Source organism: Rhodococcus sp. IEGM 1379 (assembly GCF_030056815.1).
GTDB lineage: Bacteria > Actinomycetota > Actinomycetes > Mycobacteriales > Mycobacteriaceae > Rhodococcus_F.
In genome coordinates, this window is record NZ_JASHKR010000008.1 from 49,536 (window position 1) to 70,018 (window position 20,483).

Consider the following 20,483-nt stretch of genomic DNA (forward strand, 5'->3'; position numbering starts at 1 on the left):
TTCGTGGCTGTTTCAACGAACTGACAAATCGACCGATATGGTTTGTTCGGGCAGTGACCGAATTTCGGTACCCCCGCAAGGTGTAGAGGGAGACTCCGGTTGTGAGAGTACGTCGTACGGTGGTGGTGGCATCTGCCGCTCTGATGGTGGCCGTGTCCTTAATCGGTTTCCCTGCGCAGGCGCAGGATCTCGGTGACTCATCCGGGGAAACAACCACAACCGGCGAGGTTGGGGCAATCTCCTTCACCGAACTCGGACGGGGCGCCGACGTGGCGTTTCCCGCGCAGGACACCCCGGTCATCGTCACGATTCCGGTGCCGGACGGACTGACTGCTACCACGGTGATCGGAACTCTCACCGCCCCGACAGATTTCAGTCGGGGGTGGCTCGAGGTAAGTGCAGACGGCCGGTTCGTGTCGCGGACCGACTTCGACGCGGGAACTGTCGGGCAGGGACTTCCCGTATCCATACCGCTGAACGGATTGGCTGTCGCTGATCGGGCGATCACTCTCTCGATGGCTGCACACGTGGTGCCACTTGACGACCGCTGTTATGACCGAAGCCACTACCAATCCTTATCTCTACGTGATACATCCGTGGTGTTTGACGGAATTGAGCAGCAGCCGACGACAGTCGCCACCTTCTTTCCTCCGATCCTGCGAAAGGCAACGATCTTCGTCGCCGACGGCTCCTCTCCCGCTCAGCAGAGTGCGGCGCTGCAACTGAGTACTGCAATCGTCAACCAGTACGGCAGTCAACCCGAAACGGTTGTGGTCGAGCAGTTGCCGCCAGGCCAGGTATTGCCGGACGTGGCGCCGAATCTGTTCGAGCGCGCCATCGTTGTCGGAACCGACAATAATGCCGGTATCGAACTGGTGTCTGCACCGAACGGGTTCCCGGTTCTGAAGATCGTGGGTGACAACAAGACTCTGATACCACAGGTAAGTCTGCTGGCAGCCAACTTCGACGGCTACTGGGCTGCGAGTAAAGCCGTCGTATCGCCGGACAGTGCTGTCGCCGAGATCTCACAAGACGCAATCACGCTCGAGAAGCTGCGGCTGGGCACCCTGACGGCGTCCGGGCTCAATCACATCGAGGTGGATGTCCCGTTCAGTCAGTCGCAGCTCGGTCGCTCACTCAAAAACGTCTCCATTCGGCTCATAGGAACGTATGTGCCCCTACCGAATTCGAGAAGTGGTGAATTGTCCGTCAGTCTCGACGGTAAGCGTCTCGAGTCGTCGGCGGCGAACAGCAGTGGCAGTTTCGACGTCACCGTCGAGGTGCCCAACGAGCTCCTGACTCGAAACATGTCCGTCGCCGTCGCTCTGGACGTCACGGGAGACTTTCAATGTGGGACGAGCAGTCCCTCCACCCTGACGCTAGATCCGTCGAGCACGATCACGTCGTCCGATGCCTTTCCTCCTGTTCCCGGAGGATTCCAGTCACTGCCGCAGTCGATGCTGCCGACCGTCGACGTCGGACTCAGTCGTGGCGATTTTGCCGACCTGGTCCGCGCTCAGCGACTTGTCGTGCAGATGCAGCGGTTGAGCTACATGCCCCTGCAACCGCGGGTCCTGTCATTCGGGGATGCGGCAACAAGCCCGCTGCCGACACTGCTGATCGCAGCTGACGGCGCATTGCCGACCTCCGTGAAACTGCCGATGGATACTGTTGATCAGGGTCTTCTGCGGTTGCGGGGACTCGAATTCGGTTCTGCATACGGTGCGCTCCAGGTGATGTCGAATTCCCACAGCGAAGTCGTGGCATTGACATCCAACGGCAATCCTGCCGATGCCGATGCGATCCTGAACTGGTTGGACGGGGACAAGAATCGATTCGCCCGACTCACCGGTGACCTCGTCGTGGCTCCGGCGGGCGCCGAACCATTCGACATCGGCGTGAACGTTGCACCGCTGGGCACTGTTGCCGCATCGGACGTCGACACCGGGCTTTCCCTCGTGACGGTGGGTTGGATCGGGTTAGGCACGGTCGTGCTGATGGTGGCGGCTGTCGGTGGCTTGCTGTTGGTCAGGCGCCGCACGAAGTGACGGTAACGAGCGCTGCCCATCGGAAGCCCGTTCATCCGAGGTCGGCGAGGGTCGCCGACACCGAACACGGCAAGCCCGAGCAGAAACCGTGGCGACTGTTCTTCTTCCTCTTCGCGGCCTACACCGCGTTAGGTGTGTGGATGAATGCCGGAATCGGCTTCATCTTCACGGATTCGCTCAGTCGCGTCGCAGCTGTATCAGCGATGCTGCTGAGCCGTGATCCGCACTTTGCCGCAATCGGCTTCGTGTTCACGCCGTTGACAGCTGCCGTACAGATCCCGATGGGCATACTTGGCAATTGGTGGCCGGAACTGTTGCGATGGAACATCACTGCGGTGGTGATGTCGGCTGCGTTCATGGCCGGCGCAGTAATCCAGATTCGCGGTGTCAGTCGCGACCGTGGGTGTGATCGATGGGTGACTGCCGTACTGACGGTCCTCTTTGCGGTCAACCCGATGATCGTCATGTACGCGGCGAGTGGCATGAGCGAGGCGCCATTCCTGTTCTTCGTGATCTGGGCAGCGCGTCGACTCATGCGGTGGATGCACAACGACGACGTGCACGATCTCATCGCCGCGGGACTGGCATTGAGCCTGGCATATCTGACCAGGTACGACGCTCTCGCTCCGCTGTTTGTCGCGGTCGTACTCGTCGTTGTCGTGAGTTGGCTCCGGTATCCGAAAGCCGAAGACGGTGATGACCAACCCGTCGTCCGTCTGTGGGCCGCGGCGCTCGACGGCGCAGTACTTGCCATCCCTGGGTTCTTGGCGTTCGCGGTGTGGTCGTCCGCCAGCTGGCTCATCACCGGACAAGCCTTCCAACAGTTCTCGTCCGTCTACGGAAACAGTGCCATCCTCGAGCAATCCGGGTCGAACGTGGATACACCGATCCATCGAATTATCTTCTCCATCAGTGAAATCGCAGTTCTCGGGCCGACGCTACCGGTACTCGCAGGATGCGCGATATTCCTTGCAATCCGCCGCCGCGACCCTGACGTCGTGGTTCCTTTGGCGTTGTTCGGCGCAGTACTGGGTGCTCAAACCTTGCTCTATGCAATGGGATCGACATTCCCGCTCTTGCGGTTCTACATCTCCGTCATACCGCTGTGCTTTGTGCTGGTGATCCTGATCGCCCCGCGCGGAGCAGCAGTGATCTCCCGCCGACCGGGACGTGCCGCAACGGCGCCTCCGGTAACCCCGGCGCGCGTGCATCCATCCATCCCCCTCGTAATCTCACTCTGCCTGCTCGCCGGCTCTACCGCCGTGACACTCGTAGCGATGGGAAATGCGCGGCTGGCAGTGCTCGAGCACTCGATAGCGAGCGCTGTCATTCCCGGCCGCCAGAACCTCGAGGAACAGACCAATTTACGGACCTTCGGAGCCGAACGGCGGATCGCGAAGTACCTCGACGACCTGGAATTGCCGGAAGGATCGGTCCTTCTCGACACGGTGGAAAGTTATGCCGTCGTAGCGGCGTCGGATCATCCGAGACAATTCGTGGTTCCGTCCGACAGTGATTTCGTGCGGATCCTGAACAATCCTTCGGAGTTCGGTGTCGAGTACATTTTGTCGGTTCCGAACACCGGCCGCGGGACATCCGACGCGATCAACCGCCGATACCCGACGATGTACGAGACCGGCGCAGGTGGCGTGGGTGCGCTGGTTCTTGAAGTGCCCAACGACGGCGGTATGGATCCGTCGAGTTGGCGACTGTACCGCGTGACAGGCAATCAACAGGCCGGGCGTTGATCGTAAGTGCTGTGGATTCTGCAGGGCAGTGAGAGACTGATCGATGAGAGATTCAGTCGTGGACAAGCGATATTCGAGATGATGGGCGAAGATGTCTGCTGAAGAGTTTCGGTCAGGTCCCCGTTGGACCGGCTACTCCCGTGTCGCTATGTCGCTGGTGAGCGTGGTGACCGCCCTTCTTGTAGTCGGCGTGTTCTCCTCACCGGTGGGTGCCCGGGGAAGCTCTCGCGTCGACGCTTCCGAGAGCGGGTTGAGCCTCGACGGTCAGGCGTGGTGGCCGACAGGATTCAACGCGTACCAGCTCGCGACCGATTGGTCGGTGAACTTCGGTTGCGGTGCGATGGTGGATCTCGACGAGTACTTCGGATCCCTGCCACCCCGATCGCTCACACGGTTCGACGCTTTCCAGGCGTTGGCGATCAATCGTTTTACCGGTCAGATGGACTACGGCCCGATGGATGCGGTATTCGATGCCGCTGAGCGGCACGATCAGTTGCTCGTACCGGTGCTGTCGCCGCAGGACGGGGCCTGTGAAACCGGGAAGTTCAAATCGAGGGACTGGTATGTGGACGGGTGGAAGAACTACACACCCGAGTTCGGTCGGGAGACGATGAGTTTTCAGGACTGGATGAACTCTGCGGCCCTGCGGTGGCGGGATTCACCGTCGTTGGCGGCGTGGGAGTTGGTGGGTGAGCCCGAGACCAGTGAATGTACGGATGCAGCCTGCAATTGGTGGACTCGGAATTGTCCGCCTGATGCTGCCCAGGTGTTGCGTGAGTTCTTCGATGATGCCGGCGCGGAGTTACGGTCCACGGATCCGAATACGTTGATCACTGCCGGGTTTACCGGCGGCGGGCAGTGCGGAACCGCTGGTGACGACTATCAGTATGTGAGTGCGTCTCCTGCAGTTGACGTGGTGCAGTATCACGACTACGGAGCGGACGGAGTGCCGCTGCCGGGTGATCAGTGGAACGGACTGGCCCGACGTATCGTGCAGGCCGCTGATGTCGGTAAGCCGCTGCTGGTCGCTGAGATCGGGGAGAACGCAGGGTCTTGCGAGGATCTCGATGACCGGGCGGATCACATCGATACCAAGCTGTCCGGGCAGAAGGCGGCCGGGACTGCAGGAGCGTTGTTGTGGGCATTTGTGCCGGATCCACGTCTCGCGGAATGCACGATGGATATCGGGTACGAAGATCCGCTCTACGCAGTGATCGGGGATCAAGCAGACTAGAGTCGATTGGCTCCGGATCGATTCGGTTGTGCCGGAGGAAAGTTCGGGAACGGCAAAGGGCCCGGGACTTACGTCTGTGCGCGGAGTGGACGTAGTGCGCGAGTGTGGTTGCTGCTCTCGCGGGTGCTGCTGTCCGTAGGGTAGGTTCGCGGTCAAGTACTTGTCGACATGGCAACGTTGCCATCGGTCTGTACGTACCGCGCGAATCGCGTGAAGGCACATGTTGTTTCGGCCACGATATATAGCTCGCTGGTGTGTATCGCTGGTGTGCAGCGCATTCGGACGCTCTGAAAGGTGATTGATGACTACGACTGACAGGTGCTCGGTCAAGACTGCCGTCGTACCGGCGGCGGGCCTCGGCACGCGGTTTCTTCCCGCTACCAAAACGGTGCCGAAAGAGTTGCTGCCAGTGGTGGATACACCTGGAATCGAACTGGTAGCCGGTGAAGCGGCGCGGGCCGGAGCGAATCGTCTGGTGATCGTCACGGCGCCCGGTAAAGCTGGTGTGACGGGTCATTTCCTCGAAGATCTTGTACTCGAAGGAAAACTTCAGGAGTCGGGCAAGCTTCATCTACTCGAGAAGGTCCGCAAGGCGCCGGCGTTGATCTCGGTGGAATCGGTTGTGCAGGAGTCGCCGTTGGGACTCGGACATGCGGTGGGTCTTGCCGAATCCGTTCTCGGTGATGACGAGGATGCCTTTGCAGTTCTCTTGCCGGATGACTTGGTGCATCCCTGCGGTGTCTTGGATCGAATGGCGAAGGTCAGGTCCGAGTACGGTGGATCGGTACTGTGTGCCTTCGAGGTTGCGCCCGACGAGGTCAGTGCCTACGGAATTTTCGACGTCTTACCGGCCCGCGACAACAGTGATCGGGACGTATTGCAAGTGGTCGGAATGGTCGAGAAGCCGGAAACAGCCTCTGCTCCTTCCACATTGGCTGCTGTCGGGCGCTACCTTCTCGATCGCACGATCTTCGATGCTCTTCGCAGGATCGAACCGGGCAAAGGCGGGGAGTTGCAGTTGACGGACGCCATCGCACTGATGATCGCCGAAGGGCATCCGGTGCATGTCGTCGTTCACAAAGGTACTCGGCACGACCTCGGGAATCCAGGCGGCTTCCTCCGTGCATCGTTGGACCACGCTCTCGGCCGGGACGACTACGGACCGGCCTTGCGTGTGTGGCTGGAAGAGCGTCTGCGTCAGCCTGATCCGCAACTTACGTACTGATCGGGTACGGCTGTGGAACTGATTGCCGGGGTGATCAAATCGTACGACTGGGGTTCGCGGACAACCCTGGCCGAACTCACTGGACGAACTGCCCCGTCATCGACTACCGAAGCTGAAATGTGGTTCGGTGCCCATGAATCGGCGCCGTCGCCGCTGCCCGAGAGTTCCGGTCCGGCCACGCTCGTGGAGCGGATCGGAACTGATCCCTTGGCTTCGCTGGGTTCGCAATGCCGTGACGCTTTCGGCGGACGATTGCCGTTCCTGCTCAAAGTTCTTGCGGTGCAGCGATCCTTGTCGCTCCAGGCGCATCCCACGGAAGTGCAGGCACGCGCCGGATATGCCGGCGAGAATCGCGGCGGAATTCCGTTGGATGCAGCACACCGCAACTATCGGGATGATCGACACAAACCGGAATTGGTTGTTGCCCTCGAGCAGTTCGAGGCCCTGGCAGGATTTCGTGATGTGCCGGCCACCGTGGATCTTCTGACGGCGATCGATGTGCCCGAACTTGCAGAAGACGTTGCTCTCCTGGCAGCGTCACCCACCCCGGGAAAGCTGAAATGCGTGGCAACTCGCTGGTTGGGCCTGTCGAGTGAATATCACACCCAGGTAGATGACACAGTACTGAAACGGACTACCGCCCTGCTGGCGTCCGGTGGCAGCGTGGTGGACCGATTCCGTGCCGAATTGTCGACGGCGTCGGAGCTTGCGCGAGACTACCGCGGCGACCGTGGGGTTCTGATGTCGTTGTTGCTCAACCGAGTTACCCTCGCTCCTGGAGAAGGTCTGTATCTTCCGGCAGGTAACCTGCATGCGTATTTGAGCGGTACGGCCGTCGAGATCATGGCCAATTCCGACAACGTGCTTCGAGGTGGGTTGACCACCAAACACATCGACGTTGCCGAGTTGTCGGCAATACTGGATTTCGACCCGATCTCGGTTGAAGTTCTTCGGCCGCATTCCAGCGGCGTCGAATATCGGTACTCCACTCCCGCTCGTGAATTCATGCTCACTCGGTGGGAACTCGACCACTCTACGGCGTACGTGGTGGACAACAGCGGTCCCTCGATCGTGCTGTGCATGTCAGGAGACGCGACCATTCGACATGCCGGGACAACTCGCAGCCTCCACACTGGTGAGGCTCTCTGGGTTCCAGCCGGCGAGACTGATCTGAGCTTCGAGGCAGACGGCCCCCGCGCACAACTGTTTGTCGCCTCCGTGGGCAAGGTGTCATCCGAGTTGGCTGCCTGATCTGAGCGGTTGGGTCAGTCGGCGCCGGGTCGGGAAAGCTCGGGTGTGCTGAGCGTGGCCGTGGTGCTGCTGCGGGGATCCAATCCGGCTTCCTCGACGGTCAAGTACTCGGCGGCGATCAGGATCTCCAGGATCGGAACGTCGAAGACACGGCTGGCCACGCGCATGGTGTCTTGCGTCGGCGGCCGCTTGGAAGCGAGCCACCGGCTCAATTCGGACGGTCGAATCTTCAGCGCACGTGCAGCATCTTGAATATCCCCATACGGGCGAAGTTCCAGTTGATTCTTGACCCATTCGGAGAAACCACTCATAACGGCCATATTGCCTGAGTATCCCCGCGTATGCCAGTACATCCCGCCGGAGTTTTCCGAAAATATGTCGCTTCCGTCACGTTTTAGCAATCTTTTTTGGATGTTCTGCGCATTGTCACAGTTACGACACATCGGCAACTGAAGTAGTTCGATGCGCGGGCACGGGAGTGCAGTTCGTCAGCCGCTGAGTCCATGGAACGTCTTTTCCCAGTACGAGGGATTACGAATCAACTGGTAGGTGCCCTTGATCGCGGCGATGCTCATCAGAACCCAATAGAGGGGCGCAGTAAGGCACGCGATCAGCAGGTTGGCATTTCGGGTCTCGCGGCACGCGACCAAATTCATGTACAGCACCGCAGCATTGCCGAAGACGAGGGACGCCAACGCCGGGAAGTACACGTAAGCAGGAAAGACCTCCTGGATGACTCCGGGTTGCCCCAGAATCCACCCCAGACTTACGAGCCAGAACACCATGTTCAACGTCGCAACCACCGGCGTTCCCGCCATCAGCAGTGTGAAGCGCAGAAAGCCGACCGGACCGAGGCCACGCCAGAGCTCCACCGGACGCCGCATGTGGACGAGCCAAGTCTGCAGATAACCCTTGTACCACCGTGAACGCTGACGGATCCAGTTGATGGTGTCGCTGTTCGCTTCTTCCAGCGTCGTCGAGTTCAGGACAGCGGTTCGGTACCCGCTCTCGGCGATACGCACACCGAGATCGGCGTCCTCCGTCACGTTGAACGGGTCCCACGCACCGATCTCGTCGAGCACTTCACGGCGTAGATGGTTGGAGGTTCCGCCCAGCGGAATCGGAGAATTGCTGCGCATCAGTCCGGGCAGGATGAAGTTGAACCACAGCGCGTAATCGGCGGTGAACCACGCCGTCAACAGGTTCTGGTTACCGTTGTGAAACGCAAGCTTTGCTTGCACACAGGCAGTGTTCGGTGGCAGGTCGGCAAACGTCGCGACCACGCGGCGCAACTGTAGCGGGTCAGGAGAATCCTCGGCGTCATAGATCGTGATGATCTCGCCGGTCGAGAAATGCAGTCCGTAGTTGCAAGCTTTCGGCTTCGTTCGGGGATCAGCAGCCGGAACCTTCAGGATGCTCACCACTTTGTCTACGCCGGCCTTCTCGGCGGCCTCGATGGTGATCGTGTCGTCCGCTTCGAGGAGCAGCAGCACTTGCAACTTCTCGGCCGGATAATCGATCGCACGCATCGCAGCGATGAGATCGCCGACCACAGCGGGTTCGTCGTACGCCGGGACGAGAATTGTGTAGGTCGGTAGTTCGTCATCGGTCAATGCGAGTGCCCGCTCGTCGCTGATCGTCACGATCGACGATGCGTCGAGGCCACGCGTGAAGAGCAGTAGCCGGTCCGCCATGGTCCACACGTAGCCGACGGTGCACATCACGGTCAGAGCGATGAGTGTCGGTTGGAGGAAGAAGACAAGGCACAGAACGGTGATCAGTAAGGCAATCAGGAGCGTATTACGTTGCCACGGATAAAAAGCCACGGATGCCGACGAAATCGGCTTGCGTTCACGGAGCCCGTTGACGGCGTCGTGCAACGCTGCATCCCGAAACGAGTCCGACGTTGTGTCTTCGCCCTCGAGCGCGTCAGGGTTTACCATTTCTGACCCTCCACGATCAGTCGGCCGACGGCTTCGAGCATGCCGAGATCCTTGTACTGCGATTCGTTGTCCTCCGTTGCAGTCCGACCACGCAACAAGACTGCCAGCGTGTTGGCAGCGTTGGAGGCCATCGAAGGCTTCGGTTCGGGGAAGTATGCATCGGGTTCGTGATTGTCGACGGTAATGAGGCTGACGCGTTGAGCTGCGTTGTCGCCACGAGTCCAGACGAAACTCAGATTGCTCCAGGTGAGAAGCAGAGCGTCGTCGACGATGGTGTACATCTCGGCTACGACTCCACGGCCGAGATCAACCTTGACAGTGGGACTTACGCGCGCGTTCTGCAAGTCGTACGTCGCGTTGCTCGGATACACCGCGAGCGTGGCCGGCCGACGAACCTGGACAACGTCGATCTGCACCGTGCGAGGCCGCATTTGGGAATCCCACGAGGGATCGGGTGTATCGGCCTCGATTGTTTGCCTGGTCAAAACGGAGGTGGAACCGAAATACCTTTTGGGCCAGTCATATTCGCTGGTAGACGTCTGATGCCAACCAGCGGGGACAATCAACCGGGGGTCGATGCTGGTCGGGGGTGGCCCGACCGCGACGGGAGCGGAGTTGCCGGCAGGCAGGGGAGTGAGGAACAGAAGTATTGCGGCGCCGAACACTACGAGGATGGTCCAGTTGCTCGTAGCAGTGGACGGTTTGCGCAGCGGCCGGTCGAAAGGCTTCCAGGACTGCCCCCGACGCTCGTAGAAGTAGAACAGTCCACCGACGAGGAGGGCGCTGCCTACGGCGGGAAGGAGTTGCACGGCAAAGAGTGGCGCAGTCGGGTAGGCGCGAATGAGGTAGTACACCAACGTGGTGCCCAATATGGTGGAAGCAATGAATCCGATGAATCCGCGTCGCCAGGTTCGGCTGACGGCAATGGTGGTTGCGGCCGACGCGACCAGCACCATGATGATGCTGTAGTCGAACCGGGTGCCGCCGAGTTCCGTTGCCAGCGTTCGGTAGTTCAGCGGAGCGAGGATCATCGGGACTATCCAGATCACCCAGTATCGATTGACCGGTCTGAGACCGAACATGAGAACGGCTGAAGCCCACACGAAGATCCAGGCAGCGAGGACGTCGATATGCATCAGTTCGTAGTTGGCCGCGAACCGTGGCATCAACAACGCTTGCATGCCGATAGCCACGATCAATCCGATGCCGCCGACTATCTTGTCGGTTTCGCGATCATGGATCGGAAGTTCAGGGCCGCGTCGTAGATCGATGCCGACTGCGGCAATCAAGCACAGCAATGGCAGGACGAAGACGTATCCGATCGCCGTGCCGTTGACGGTGCTTTGCCACAAGTAGTTCCAGGTGGGCCAGAAAGCGAAAACGGTAGCAGCTGCGATCATCAGCCAACGAACTGCGAGTCGAGGAACGATTCCCGACCTACTGCGGACATCGCGAATCTTCAAGATTATATTCCGTTCGAACTCGTCCGATCACACTCGGTTCCGATCGAACTCGGATTTTGCGCACTCGATACCGATCGGACCTTCCGACCCTACTTCATGTCGAGTGGTTCGCCGTGCAGTCCGACCTGCCCTGGCGCTGAACCAAACCTAGTTCGTTCCACATGTTGGGACAGCGAGAAAACTTTTTCGGCCCCTTTTCGGCGACGTACTGGACGATTGACCAATCCCGAGTTGCTGGCGTGTGCTGTATTGCGAAGCGTCTGAGCGCTATTCGCCCTCGAGTTGCGGGTTCCAGGACCAAATTCCCTGCGTAGGACGTAGGTCCCCGCTTGGCCCGGGCGCCGTCCTGCGAAAAATGCTGTGGCACAGTTACTTTGCCAGACTGCCTCTTGTGCTGCAGATTTGGGGGTAACGAATCGAATCCAGCTATCTATTACCTGTCGGTAACGTCCCGTCGATGCGGGGCTGTAGACACGATTAACGGAAAAATTGCCCGACTTGCCCTAATTTGATCGGTTAGTTGAGCTTTCAGCCGATCTGTTACGGCTGGACAAGTCTGACAAAGTGTGGATGCCCTCAACTTTGCGGCGAAAGAACCCTCGACGGGTCTGAACTGCACGATCACTGCGTTTGATCCTGTGCGGAGACAGTGCTGAAATGAAGCTCATTCGACTTGCACATGCGACTCGATCGGTCTGAATTCTCTTGGCGAGTACAGGATGCGAACAATTTGCTCCATTCTGTAACGAGTGTGCACAGGGGGCTAGATCGCTACGAGTCGCCCTCAACTCCTGGGTCCATAATGAAGAAGGGACTGATCTCGTGACGGCACTCGACGTATCCACCTTGAATTCTGAGCACAGGCGACCTCGAGCGGTGCCGGATACGACTCACGATTCGGCGCCTCGAAGTCAGTGGGAGGCGGTGTACCGACGCCGGTTGGTCTTCGGTGACGTGGCGATCGTTCTTGCCGCAGTGTTCCTTGCTCAATGGTTCAGGTTCGGTGGTGACGCCACCTCGATGACGTCGGGAGTGCTCGGCCACCTCAGTTACACCGGTGTATCCCTGGTGCTCGCCGGAATGTGGTTGGCGTCTCTCGGAATCTTCCGGACTCGCTCGATTCGAGTGATCGGCAGTGGTCCCGAGGAATACCGTCGCATATTCATTGCGACCGTAAGACTTTTCGGTCTGATCGCAATTGTGAGCCTTCTGCTTCAACTCGATATCGCACGCCTCTACTTGGCGTTCGCCTTCCCTCTCGGCCTGGCTGCCCTCATGATCAGTCGCTGGGCAGGCCGAAGGATGATTGCGCGCAGGCGCACTTACGGCGAATGCCAGACTTCGGTGCTCGTAGTCGGAAGCCGCAGTGCAGTCCTGAATTTGGCGGAGAACTTCGAACGCGGAACCGTCGACGGATTCCGGGTTGTCGGAGTGTGCGTCCCCGGTCATATCGGGGCCAAGGACAAAGTCATCACAGTCGGCGGTCGTGAGATCCCGATCCTCGGTGGCGAGCACGATGTCATCGGTGCCCTCGATCTTGTCCATGCAGATACTGTCGCCGTAACCGCGACGGAACGTCTCGGGTGTGACGGCATGCGGAAGCTTGCCTGGGACCTTGAGACCAAGGACGTGGATCTTGTTGTCGCACCAAGCATCCTGGACGTCGCCGGACCCCGTCTCTCGATGCGGCCGGTTGCAGGCCTACCGCTCATTCACGTAGAGCGGCCGCGCTATCACGGCGCTCAACGCTTCGCGAAGACGTCGTTCGATTTTCTCTTTGCCTCGCTCATTCTGATTGCCATCAGTCCCGTTCTGCTCGCCACGGCGATTGCGGTCAAGGCAACCAGCAAGGGACCCGTCTTCTACAAGTCCGAACGCATGGGTCTCGACGGGCAGCCGTTCCCCATGCTCAAGTTCCGGTCGATGGTTCAAAATGCGGACGAGCATGTCGACGCACTGATGAAGAACAACGAGGGTGCCGGCGTATTGTTCAAGATGCGTGAAGACCCCCGAGTAACCAAGGTGGGCAAGATTATCCGCCGGTACTCCATTGACGAGCTGCCACAGTTCGTCAATGTTCTCCGCCGCGAGATGAGTGTGGTCGGCCCGCGGCCGCCGTTGCGCCGTGAGGTAGAAGCCTACGACGGAACAGTAAAGCGGCGTCTGCTGGTCAAGCCCGGAATCACGGGGCTCTGGCAGGTGAGTGGTCGATCTGATCTTTCCTGGGAAGAGACTGTGCGACTTGACCTTTCCTACGTCGACAACTGGTCGATGATGGGCGATGTGCTGATCGTGGCCAAGACCTTGAAAGCTGTCGTCGGGAGTGACGGCGCGTACTGACCGCGAGGTAGCAATGACTCGCACCCATTCACCTGCAGTTCGTATCTCTTTGCGCTACTGAGATCACTGTTCAAGAAATCTATTGCCCACACATTCTGTCGGCTGAGTGTAAAGGAACGGCTAGACCATGCGAATCACCGTCTTCGGTACTGGTTATCTGGGGGCCACGCACGCGGCATGTATGGCCGAGTTGGGTCATGAGGTACTCGGAGTCGATGTTGACGAGTCGAAGCTGATGAAGCTCGAGGCCGGCGAGGTTCCATTCTGGGAGCCGGGGCTCGAAGATGTTCTGCAACGCAATATCGCTGCAGGCCGTCTGCGCTTCACATCGTCCTACGCGGAGGCCGCCGAGTTCGCGGAGGTGCACTTTCTCGGCGTCGGCACGCCGCAGAAGAAGGGCGAGTTCGCCGCGGACATGAAATATGTGGATGCGGTAGTCGAGACCTTGGCACCCTTGCTGACCAAGCCCGCAGTCATTTTCGGGAAGTCAACGGTGCCCGTCGGCACAGCTGAGCGTCTCGGATCAATTGCGCGCGAACTGGCACCGGCGGGCGACGATGTCGAGGTTGCGTGGAATCCGGAGTTTCTCCGCGAGGGCTACGCAGTCAAAGACACATTGCATCCGGATCGACTGGTCCTCGGCGTGGACCGCGCGCGACCAGGACGGGCCGAAGATCTGGCGCGCGAAGTCTATGCAGCGTTGCTCGAGGAGAAGATCCCGTTCGTTGTTACCGACCTGGCGACTGCTGAATTGGTGAAGGCTTCGGCAAACGCATTCCTGGCGACAAAGATTTCGTTCATCAATGCCATCGCCGAAGTGTGTGAAGCGTCAGGTGCCGACGTGACGGTACTCGCCGATGCGATCGGCCACGACGAGCGCATCGGACGTAAGTTCCTCAATGCCGGAATCGGTTTCGGTGGTGGCTGCCTGCCCAAGGACATTCGGGCATTCATGGCTCGTGCTGGTGAGCTCGGTGCTGATCAGGCGCTGACCTTCCTGCGAGAGGTCGACAACATCAACATGCGCCGTCGTACACGCATGGTGGAACTGGCGAGGGAAGCGTGCGGTTCGCTGCTGGGCGCGCGAGTTGCGGTGTTAGGTGCCGCGTTCAAGCCTGATTCCGACGACGTACGGGATTCGCCCGCACTGAATGTAGCGGGACAGATTCAGCTCCAGGGTGCAGCGGTGAATGTCTACGACCCCAAGGCAATGGAGAACTCACGTGCTTTGTTTCCCACTCTCACGTACAGCACTTCGGCCCTGGAAGCATGTGAGGGCGCGGACGTGGTGCTGGTGCTGACTGAGTGGAAAGAGTTCAAGGCACTCAAGCCGGCTGCACTCAATTCCGTTGTACGACAGAAGAAGTTGATCGACGGACGAAACTGTTTGAATCCCGAACAATGGCGTGCGGGCGGGTGGTCGTATCGCGGTTTGGGTCGGCCGTGACAGGACGAACATGGCCGGCGATTGTGCGGAGCAGGGCGCGCCAGGCTCTGGCCCAAGCCTATTGAATTCGTTGCACACCAACCCGGGAGTATTGCAGTGTCACAGAGGAATTCGGGATCGACAGTGCCGAGAGTTGATGTCCTTCACATCTCGGAAGCGTACGGAGGTGGAATTCAGTCGGCCATATCGCGGTACATCGACAGCTCGCCGGATCTGACACATCGTTTGCTGGTACGAGCCCGATCCGGGCACGACGTGGCCGACGATACTTCGGTCGACATAGTCGAGCTCGAGGGGTCCGTCCTGACCTTTCTTCTTCAATCACGCGAATTCATAAGGAAATCTAGGCCACGGGTTATTCATCTGCACTCGAGCTTCGCAGGACTGCTACGGATCTTCCGGTTCGCCGATGCAAAGGTCGTATACACGCCGCATGCGTACGCATTTCTGAGGAGTGATTGCGGCCCGCTGGCTCGGTCGGCATACCTTGCCACGGAAGCGATTCTCAGTAGACGGCCTCAGACCATTGCCGCGATCAGCCCGTACGAGGCAGCCTCTGCTGCTCGTCTGGCGGGACCGTCGACTGAGGTGGCGTACCTACCGAACGTTGTTCAAACGCAAGCGGTGGACCGACGTCACGCCAGGCTCGACGAGACCACGCGTGAAGTGGTGATGGTCGGGCGTATCTCGGCTCAGAAGGATCCTGGCTTCTACGCATCGGCGGCACGTGCGGCACGGTCGAATGTGCGCTGGACCTGGGTGGGCGATGGAGATGCGGTCATGAGGAGTGATCTCGAACAGGCAGGTGTTACTGTCACCGGCTGGTTGCCCAATGCGCAAGTGCGCCAACACCTGGCCCGCGCCGACCTCTACCTGCATTCTGCGAGGTGGGAAGGGGCGCCCGTTACTCTGCTCGAAGCCGCGGCCGTCGGGACTCCTGTCCTTGCCCGCGGTATTGCCGAACTCGAAGGTCTCGGATTCCCTCTCATCGAAGACTGCCCGGATGCGGCAGCCTGCGCTGTTGACCGGTTCTTTGCAGACCTGGATTTTCGCGAGGGTGTCCGCAAGGCCACCTCCGAGTCCGTCGAGATCCACTCGCCACTTGTACAGAATCGAGCACTCGAAGCGCTCTACGGGAACGCCAGATGAAGATTCTCATGCCCGGCCGAATTCTCGAGCGACACGTAGGCGGCAACACGACCTACGCCAGGGCACTGGCAGACGGTCTGCGCGCGCGCGATGTCGCAGTCGATCCGATGGCCTATTCGGACCATGCTGTGCTCACGATGGCAGCCGAAACACGACAAGCCATGCGTCGAGGGTCGAAAAACGAAGTGCTGCACTATGTTGCGGACACCGGTCCACTTGTGCGAACCCGAACGCCTTCGGTAGTCACAGTTCACGGCATCGCGAGTCGATGGATCGAAGGTGTCCGCAACCCGATCCAGGAGAAGGTCTGGCGAACGCGGGTGAATCGCGCGATCGAATCGACTGACGCAGTGATCACCGTGTCGGAGTCCAGTGCTGAGGACATCAGTGAAGTTTTCGACATTCCACGTGACCGCATCGACGTCATTCACCACGGTATCGAGCATGACTCGTTCACTCGACCGACCGTACTTTCGCCAGGCATCGCAGCACGGTTACCGGATCAGTACCTCCTTTACATCGGCAACATCGAGCCCAGGAAGAACCTCACCGCACTGATCGCAGCTATGCGCTACGGGTGTGTGCGAGACCTCGGACTACCGTTGGTGATCGCCGGCAAACCTGCGTGGAACTACGATGCGTCGATGGCGGCTATCGCTGACAGCCCGGACGTGATCTACCTCGGCTTCGTCACCGACGACGACCGCGTTGCGCTGATGCAGCAATGTGCGATGTTTGTATTCCCCAGCAGATACGAGGGTTTCGGGTTCCCCGTCCTCGAAGCGATGGCCGCTGGAGCGCCTGTGCTCACCTCGAACGAAGGCGCGCTGCGAGAAGTGGCTGGTCCTGCACGAATTTTGGATTCCCTTGACGAGGAGGGAATCGCGCAAGGTATCACTGTAGCGATCGAGGACATGGCATGGCGTACCACTTCGCTCTCGGAAGGCCGGGCATGGGCGTCGAGATTCAACTGGGACGCAAGTGTTCAGGCGCATCTGGCAATATACAAGAAGGTAAGCGACCGATGAATGTCCTGATTCTCCACGGTTACAGTGCGGACAATGCCGGCGACGGCTTGCTCGTGCACGAAACGATCTCTCTCGTCCGAGACGCGCTGGGAGAGAACTCTGCGATCACAGTTGCTGCATCGCACCCTGAGACGTTTTCCGAACTCGATGCGAGGATTGTCGACTCGAGCATCTGTAGGACCGGATACCGACGTGCATATATCGGATTGCTTCGTTCACTTGATCAGTTCGATGTCGTGATCGGAGTAGGGGGCGGCTACCTGCGTGCCGGATATCCAATAGAAATGCTCAAGACACTTCTCATTCACGGGCCACAGTTATGGGCGGCCTCGCGAACTTCGACGCCCACCGTCTATCTCCCGCAAAGCGTCGGACCAGCGGGCCGATTCGCAGCGAAGGCCATTGCCGCCAGAATGAAGAAGATCGATTCGTTCTACGTTCGTGATGATCGTACGTCGAGTCAATACGGGACAACCGGAGCTGTTCGGGCAAGTGACCTGGCTATTCTGTCAGCGCGCCCGCTCGAGCGCACAGGCAGCAAGGTTGACTGCGTCCCCGTCATTTCGGTCCGGGCAGTCCGCGGACGAGTCAGTCCGCTTGTCATCGATTTCGCACGGCAAGTCGGACAGTTCGACGGTTACGTACAAAGCACCACAGGTGGCAATAACGATATCGACGCCATGCGATCCCTCGGTGCCCGCGATATCGTCTCGCGCGAAGGCCTGATGACACCGCCTGTCGATGCTCCTCGTCGGATCGTGGTTGCTGTTCGACTCCACGCTGCGCTGATGGCTTTGCGTGCAGGTCATCTCGTCATTCATCTTGCATACGAGCGCAAGGGTTTCGGGGCTTTCCAAGACCTCGGTCTGGAGGAATATGTACATAACGTCAACAAGTTCGAACCGGCTCGGGTCTTTCGTCAGATGAATGCCTTGATCGAAGACGATAACGAGCAGCGCAAGTACCTCGATCGAGTCGATGCTGCCCTGCAGACCTCACCGACTGCTCGACAAGCTCTTGTCGAAGACTTGAGACGTCGCGCCGGCATACCGGATTCGAGTCTCCTCGACCGTGAGGTGCTGCTGTGAGCACGGTATTCGTATGGGCGACAGGGCAGGACGATAATTTAGGTGACTCGGCGCTGCGTCGTGGCTATCTCAACGCTCTGCGTCGCCGCGGTGCACTGGTGATCTGGCGAGGACGAGCATCGGCAGGCTTCATCAGTGGGCTGGGATTACAGATCGGGGACAGCCATTCAGGTAGCTATTTCCGGTGGTACGTCAGTGCACTGCTGCGTGCTGCGTACTCGAAGACTGAGGTCGCGGTCAATGCAGGGGAAGTGCCCGTGTCGCGGAGAGGTGCTCTGCGTATGGCCACGCTCACCCCACTTATTCTGATATGCCGACTCCGCGGAGGCGGGGGATTATGGTACGGCGCCGCCGTTCCGAATCCGCTCAGCAACAACGGGTTTGCTGTCCCGTATCGCATCGTTGCATCCATCTGCAACGTTGTGCGGGTTCGGGAAGCATCGTCCTGCCTGGTGTTGGGCGAACGCAAACTCATGCCCGACTGGGCGTTCGGACTGGGTACACCGACCGAGGACTGGAGGCCGATAGCGGAGCGGCCACTGATCACCCTGCTACTCCGCGGGGATCGTGCCAAACCTACCGTCGAGTGGCTGACCTGGTTTGACAAATTGGCCGTCGAACTTGACTTGACGCCAACAGTGGTGGTGCAAGTAGGTCGCGACTACCTGCTAGCTCAGGAACTGTCTGACAGGCATGCGCCGGCGGAGTACACAGCCTGGTTTGTGGACCAGCACTCCGAACAAGAATCCACCGTCCGAGACGTCTACTCGCGTAGTGCGGTCGTAGTGAGCGACCGACTGCATGCGCTGATCTTCGCAGCCAGTGAGGGCGCTGTACCCCTGGGATGGGTCGAATCGTCGAGGGGGAAAGTGGCATCTCACTTCGACGCGGTCGGAATGGATTGGGTCGGACGGTACGAAGGGAAAACCCCGGATTCACTGCCGATCTTGAACCGCAGCCAACTAGACGATCTCCTCATCCAGTTGGGTGACCGCATCACAGTTGCTCGGCACGAATTATGCATGCTAATAGATGATTTGGCGTTGGGATGATAGCTGTCGACGCCAAGGATTCAGCTCTTGGGCGCACCGCGGTACGCGGCGCTTCCGCGACCATGCTCGGTCAGATGGTCCGGATCGTAGTTTTGCTGGCTTCTACAGTGATTCTTGCGCGTGTCCTGGCGCCACGTGACTTCGGATTGATGGCGATCATTGCGAGCGTCGTCGCGCTTGGAGAGCTGTTCCGAGACTTTGGATTATCTACTGCCGCGTCCCGCGAAGAGCATTTGACGCGAGGTCAGCAATCGAATCTCTTTTGGATCAACACCGCACTAGGAGCAGCGCTCACCGGCATCGCGTTGTTGGTCGCACCCGTGCTGGCGTCGATCTTTGGCGAACCATTGTTGGTGCCGATCATGCAGTCGATCTCGATCGTGTTCGTTCTCGGCGGTGTCTCGACACAGTTCCGTGCGGAACTCGCCAGACGGCTTCGGTTCGGAGCTCTGGCAGTGGTCGATACCGTGCCCATTGTCGTCGGGCTCATTGCCGCACTCCTATACGCCGCATGGGAACGCACATTTTGGGTGCTCGTGATTCAACAACTTGCAACTGCCATCGCTGGACTGATTCTGGCTGTCGCGCTTGCTCGGTGGCGACCCGGGTTGCCCGACCGGTCGGCCTCGATCCGCCAACTCATGTCCTTCGGCATCGGTCTCTTCGGCACGCAGTCCGTTGCGTACGTGACGAAGAATGCTGACAACATGGCAATCGGTATCGTTTGGGGCGCAGAACCTCTCGGAATCTATAGTCGAGCCTACCAACTGCTGATGATGCCGATCAATCAGATCTCAGCCCCTCTGACACGAGTTGCAGTGCCAGTTTTGACAAGGGTCGCCGACGACACCGCCAGGTACCTGCGATACCTGCAATCCGGACAGTTACTCGGGGGGGTGGTACTTGGCTTGGCCTACGGGATCTTGGCAGGCCTTGCCGATCCGATGGTGCATGTCGTGTTCGGAGCCAATTGGGCCGCGATGGTTCCAGTCTTTCAAGTACTGGCGATCGGCGGCATTTTCCGAGCCTTGAATCAAATAACGTTCTGGATGTTTCTCGCCAAGGGTAAGTCCATTGCGCAATTCAAGTTCTATCTGGTGACTCAGCCACTCATTGTGGCTGCAATGCTCTCGGGTCTTCCATGGGGACCGACAGGCGTTGCGGTCGGACACACTGTCGGATATTTCGTGCACTGGATCGTGTCGTACTGGTGGTGCGGAAAAGTGACTGAAACTCCGGTGCGTGAATTGTTTATTGCCGGTGGCAAGCAAGTTGGACTATTTGCGGCACCCGCGCTAATTATCGGATTAGCTGCAAACTTTTTTATACCCTCCGGCGTTGTCTCAATTCTTGTAGGAGTTTGCTTCTTGGGGATCTACCTCATTTTGTTGAGAACATGTACCGCATATGGCCGCGAAGTCTTTCGAACTTTGATTACGTGCGCAAAAATGGCTCGGCGTTGAATAT

At 59.1% G+C, this 20,483-nt stretch carries 15 protein-coding genes; 12 read left to right on the top strand and 3 right to left on the bottom strand.

Annotated elements, in window-relative coordinates:
* Nucleotides 1-101: 101 nt before the first annotated feature.
* The 5 genes from QM600_RS07375 to manA all read left to right on the top strand — a co-directional run bounded on the left by QM600_RS07375 (nucleotide 102) and on the right by manA (nucleotide 7,506).
* Nucleotides 102-2,048 (top strand): hypothetical protein, encoded by a 1,947-nt coding sequence (locus QM600_RS07375; protein ID WP_283260812.1) that lies wholly within the window; start codon nucleotides 102-104, stop codon nucleotides 2,046-2,048.
* A 140-nt stretch (nucleotides 2,049-2,188) separates the two neighbouring features.
* On the top strand, nucleotides 2,189-3,796 hold the full coding sequence (locus QM600_RS07380) for an ArnT family glycosyltransferase (protein ID WP_283260881.1): 1,608 nt from the start codon (nucleotides 2,189-2,191) through the stop codon (nucleotides 3,794-3,796).
* A 91-nt stretch (nucleotides 3,797-3,887) separates the two neighbouring features.
* Nucleotides 3,888-5,030, top strand: a complete 1,143-nt coding sequence (locus QM600_RS07385) for a cellulase family glycosylhydrolase (RefSeq protein WP_283260813.1) — start codon at nucleotides 3,888-3,890, stop codon at nucleotides 5,028-5,030.
* A 301-nt stretch (nucleotides 5,031-5,331) separates the two neighbouring features.
* Nucleotides 5,332-6,255, top strand: coding sequence for a UTP--glucose-1-phosphate uridylyltransferase (locus QM600_RS07390; protein ID WP_283260814.1), 924 nt, complete (start codon nucleotides 5,332-5,334; stop codon nucleotides 6,253-6,255).
* A 12-nt stretch (nucleotides 6,256-6,267) separates the two neighbouring features.
* Nucleotides 6,268-7,506: a mannose-6-phosphate isomerase, class I gene (gene manA, locus QM600_RS07395; RefSeq protein ID WP_283260815.1), complete on the top strand. Its 1,239-nt coding sequence runs from the start codon at nucleotides 6,268-6,270 to the stop codon at nucleotides 7,504-7,506.
* 14 nt (nucleotides 7,507-7,520) lie between these two features.
* Here manA and QM600_RS07400 read toward each other — a convergent pair whose 3' ends face one another.
* The 3 genes from QM600_RS07400 to QM600_RS07410 all read right to left on the bottom strand — a co-directional run bounded on the left by QM600_RS07400 (nucleotide 7,521) and on the right by QM600_RS07410 (nucleotide 10,912).
* Nucleotides 7,521-7,817: a helix-turn-helix domain-containing protein gene (locus QM600_RS07400; protein WP_283260816.1), complete on the bottom strand. Its 297-nt coding sequence runs from the start codon at nucleotides 7,815-7,817 to the stop codon at nucleotides 7,521-7,523.
* A 177-nt stretch (nucleotides 7,818-7,994) separates the two neighbouring features.
* Nucleotides 7,995-9,449 (bottom strand): glycosyltransferase, encoded by a 1,455-nt coding sequence (locus QM600_RS07405; RefSeq protein WP_283260817.1) that lies wholly within the window; start codon nucleotides 9,447-9,449, stop codon nucleotides 7,995-7,997.
* The gene (locus tag QM600_RS07410) at nucleotides 9,443-10,912 is read right to left on the bottom strand and encodes a hypothetical protein (protein ID WP_283260818.1); all 1,470 of its coding nucleotides are present in this window, start codon (nucleotides 10,910-10,912) and stop codon (nucleotides 9,443-9,445) included. Before QM600_RS07410 ends, QM600_RS07405 begins: the two co-directional genes overlap by 7 nt.
* Nucleotides 10,913-11,788: 876 nt before the next feature.
* Here QM600_RS07410 and QM600_RS07415 point away from each other — a divergent pair.
* The 7 genes from QM600_RS07415 (at nucleotide 11,789) to QM600_RS07450 (ending at nucleotide 20,479) form a co-directional block, all read left to right on the top strand.
* Nucleotides 11,789-13,252 carry a sugar transferase gene (locus QM600_RS07415; protein ID WP_283260819.1) on the top strand — a complete coding sequence of 488 codons (1,464 nt, stop codon included), beginning with the start codon at nucleotides 11,789-11,791 and terminating at the stop codon, nucleotides 13,250-13,252.
* 127 nt (nucleotides 13,253-13,379) lie between these two features.
* Nucleotides 13,380-14,699: a UDP-glucose dehydrogenase family protein gene (locus QM600_RS07420; RefSeq protein ID WP_283260820.1), complete on the top strand. Its 1,320-nt coding sequence runs from the start codon at nucleotides 13,380-13,382 to the stop codon at nucleotides 14,697-14,699.
* Nucleotides 14,700-14,954: 255 nt separating this feature from the next.
* Nucleotides 14,955-15,848, top strand: coding sequence for a glycosyltransferase (locus tag QM600_RS29785; protein WP_502942907.1), 894 nt, complete (start codon nucleotides 14,955-14,957; stop codon nucleotides 15,846-15,848).
* Nucleotides 15,845-16,876, top strand: coding sequence for a glycosyltransferase family 4 protein (locus QM600_RS07435; RefSeq protein WP_283260821.1), 1,032 nt, complete (start codon nucleotides 15,845-15,847; stop codon nucleotides 16,874-16,876). The genes QM600_RS29785 and QM600_RS07435 overlap by 4 nt, the downstream gene beginning before the upstream one ends.
* Entirely contained in the window at nucleotides 16,873-17,964 is a 1,092-nt protein-coding gene (locus tag QM600_RS07440) for a polysaccharide pyruvyl transferase family protein (RefSeq protein ID WP_283260822.1), read from the top strand. Before QM600_RS07435 ends, QM600_RS07440 begins: the two co-directional genes overlap by 4 nt.
* On the top strand, nucleotides 17,961-19,016 hold the full coding sequence (locus QM600_RS07445; protein WP_283260823.1) for a polysaccharide pyruvyl transferase family protein: 1,056 nt from the start codon (nucleotides 17,961-17,963) through the stop codon (nucleotides 19,014-19,016). The genes QM600_RS07440 and QM600_RS07445 overlap by 4 nt, the downstream gene beginning before the upstream one ends.
* Nucleotides 19,013-20,479, top strand: coding sequence for a lipopolysaccharide biosynthesis protein (locus QM600_RS07450; protein WP_283260824.1), 1,467 nt, complete (start codon nucleotides 19,013-19,015; stop codon nucleotides 20,477-20,479). Before QM600_RS07445 ends, QM600_RS07450 begins: the two co-directional genes overlap by 4 nt.
* The last annotated feature ends 4 nt before the right edge of the window (nucleotides 20,480-20,483 follow it).

What these genes read in the sequence shown, in the direction of transcription:
- QM600_RS07380 (WP_283260881.1), top strand. Translation starts at nt 2,189, where the DNA reads ATGAATGCCGGAATCGGCTTCATCTTCACGGATTCGCTCAGTCGCGTC.
- QM600_RS07385 (WP_283260813.1), top strand. Translation starts at nt 3,888, where the DNA reads ATGTCTGCTGAAGAGTTTCGGTCAGGTCCCCGTTGGACCGGCTACTCC.
- QM600_RS07390 (WP_283260814.1), top strand. Translation starts at nt 5,332, where the DNA reads ATGACTACGACTGACAGGTGCTCGGTCAAGACTGCCGTCGTACCGGCG.
- QM600_RS07400 (WP_283260816.1), bottom strand. Translation starts at nt 7,817, where the DNA reads ATGAGTGGTTTCTCCGAATGGGTCAAGAATCAACTGGAACTTCGCCCG.
- QM600_RS07405 (WP_283260817.1), bottom strand. Translation starts at nt 9,449, where the DNA reads ATGGTAAACCCTGACGCGCTCGAGGGCGAAGACACAACGTCGGACTCG.
- QM600_RS07420 (WP_283260820.1), top strand. Translation starts at nt 13,380, where the DNA reads ATGCGAATCACCGTCTTCGGTACTGGTTATCTGGGGGCCACGCACGCG.
- QM600_RS07435 (WP_283260821.1), top strand. Translation starts at nt 15,845, where the DNA reads ATGAAGATTCTCATGCCCGGCCGAATTCTCGAGCGACACGTAGGCGGC.
- QM600_RS07440 (WP_283260822.1), top strand. Translation starts at nt 16,873, where the DNA reads ATGAATGTCCTGATTCTCCACGGTTACAGTGCGGACAATGCCGGCGAC.
- QM600_RS07450 (WP_283260824.1), top strand. Translation starts at nt 19,013, where the DNA reads ATGATAGCTGTCGACGCCAAGGATTCAGCTCTTGGGCGCACCGCGGTA.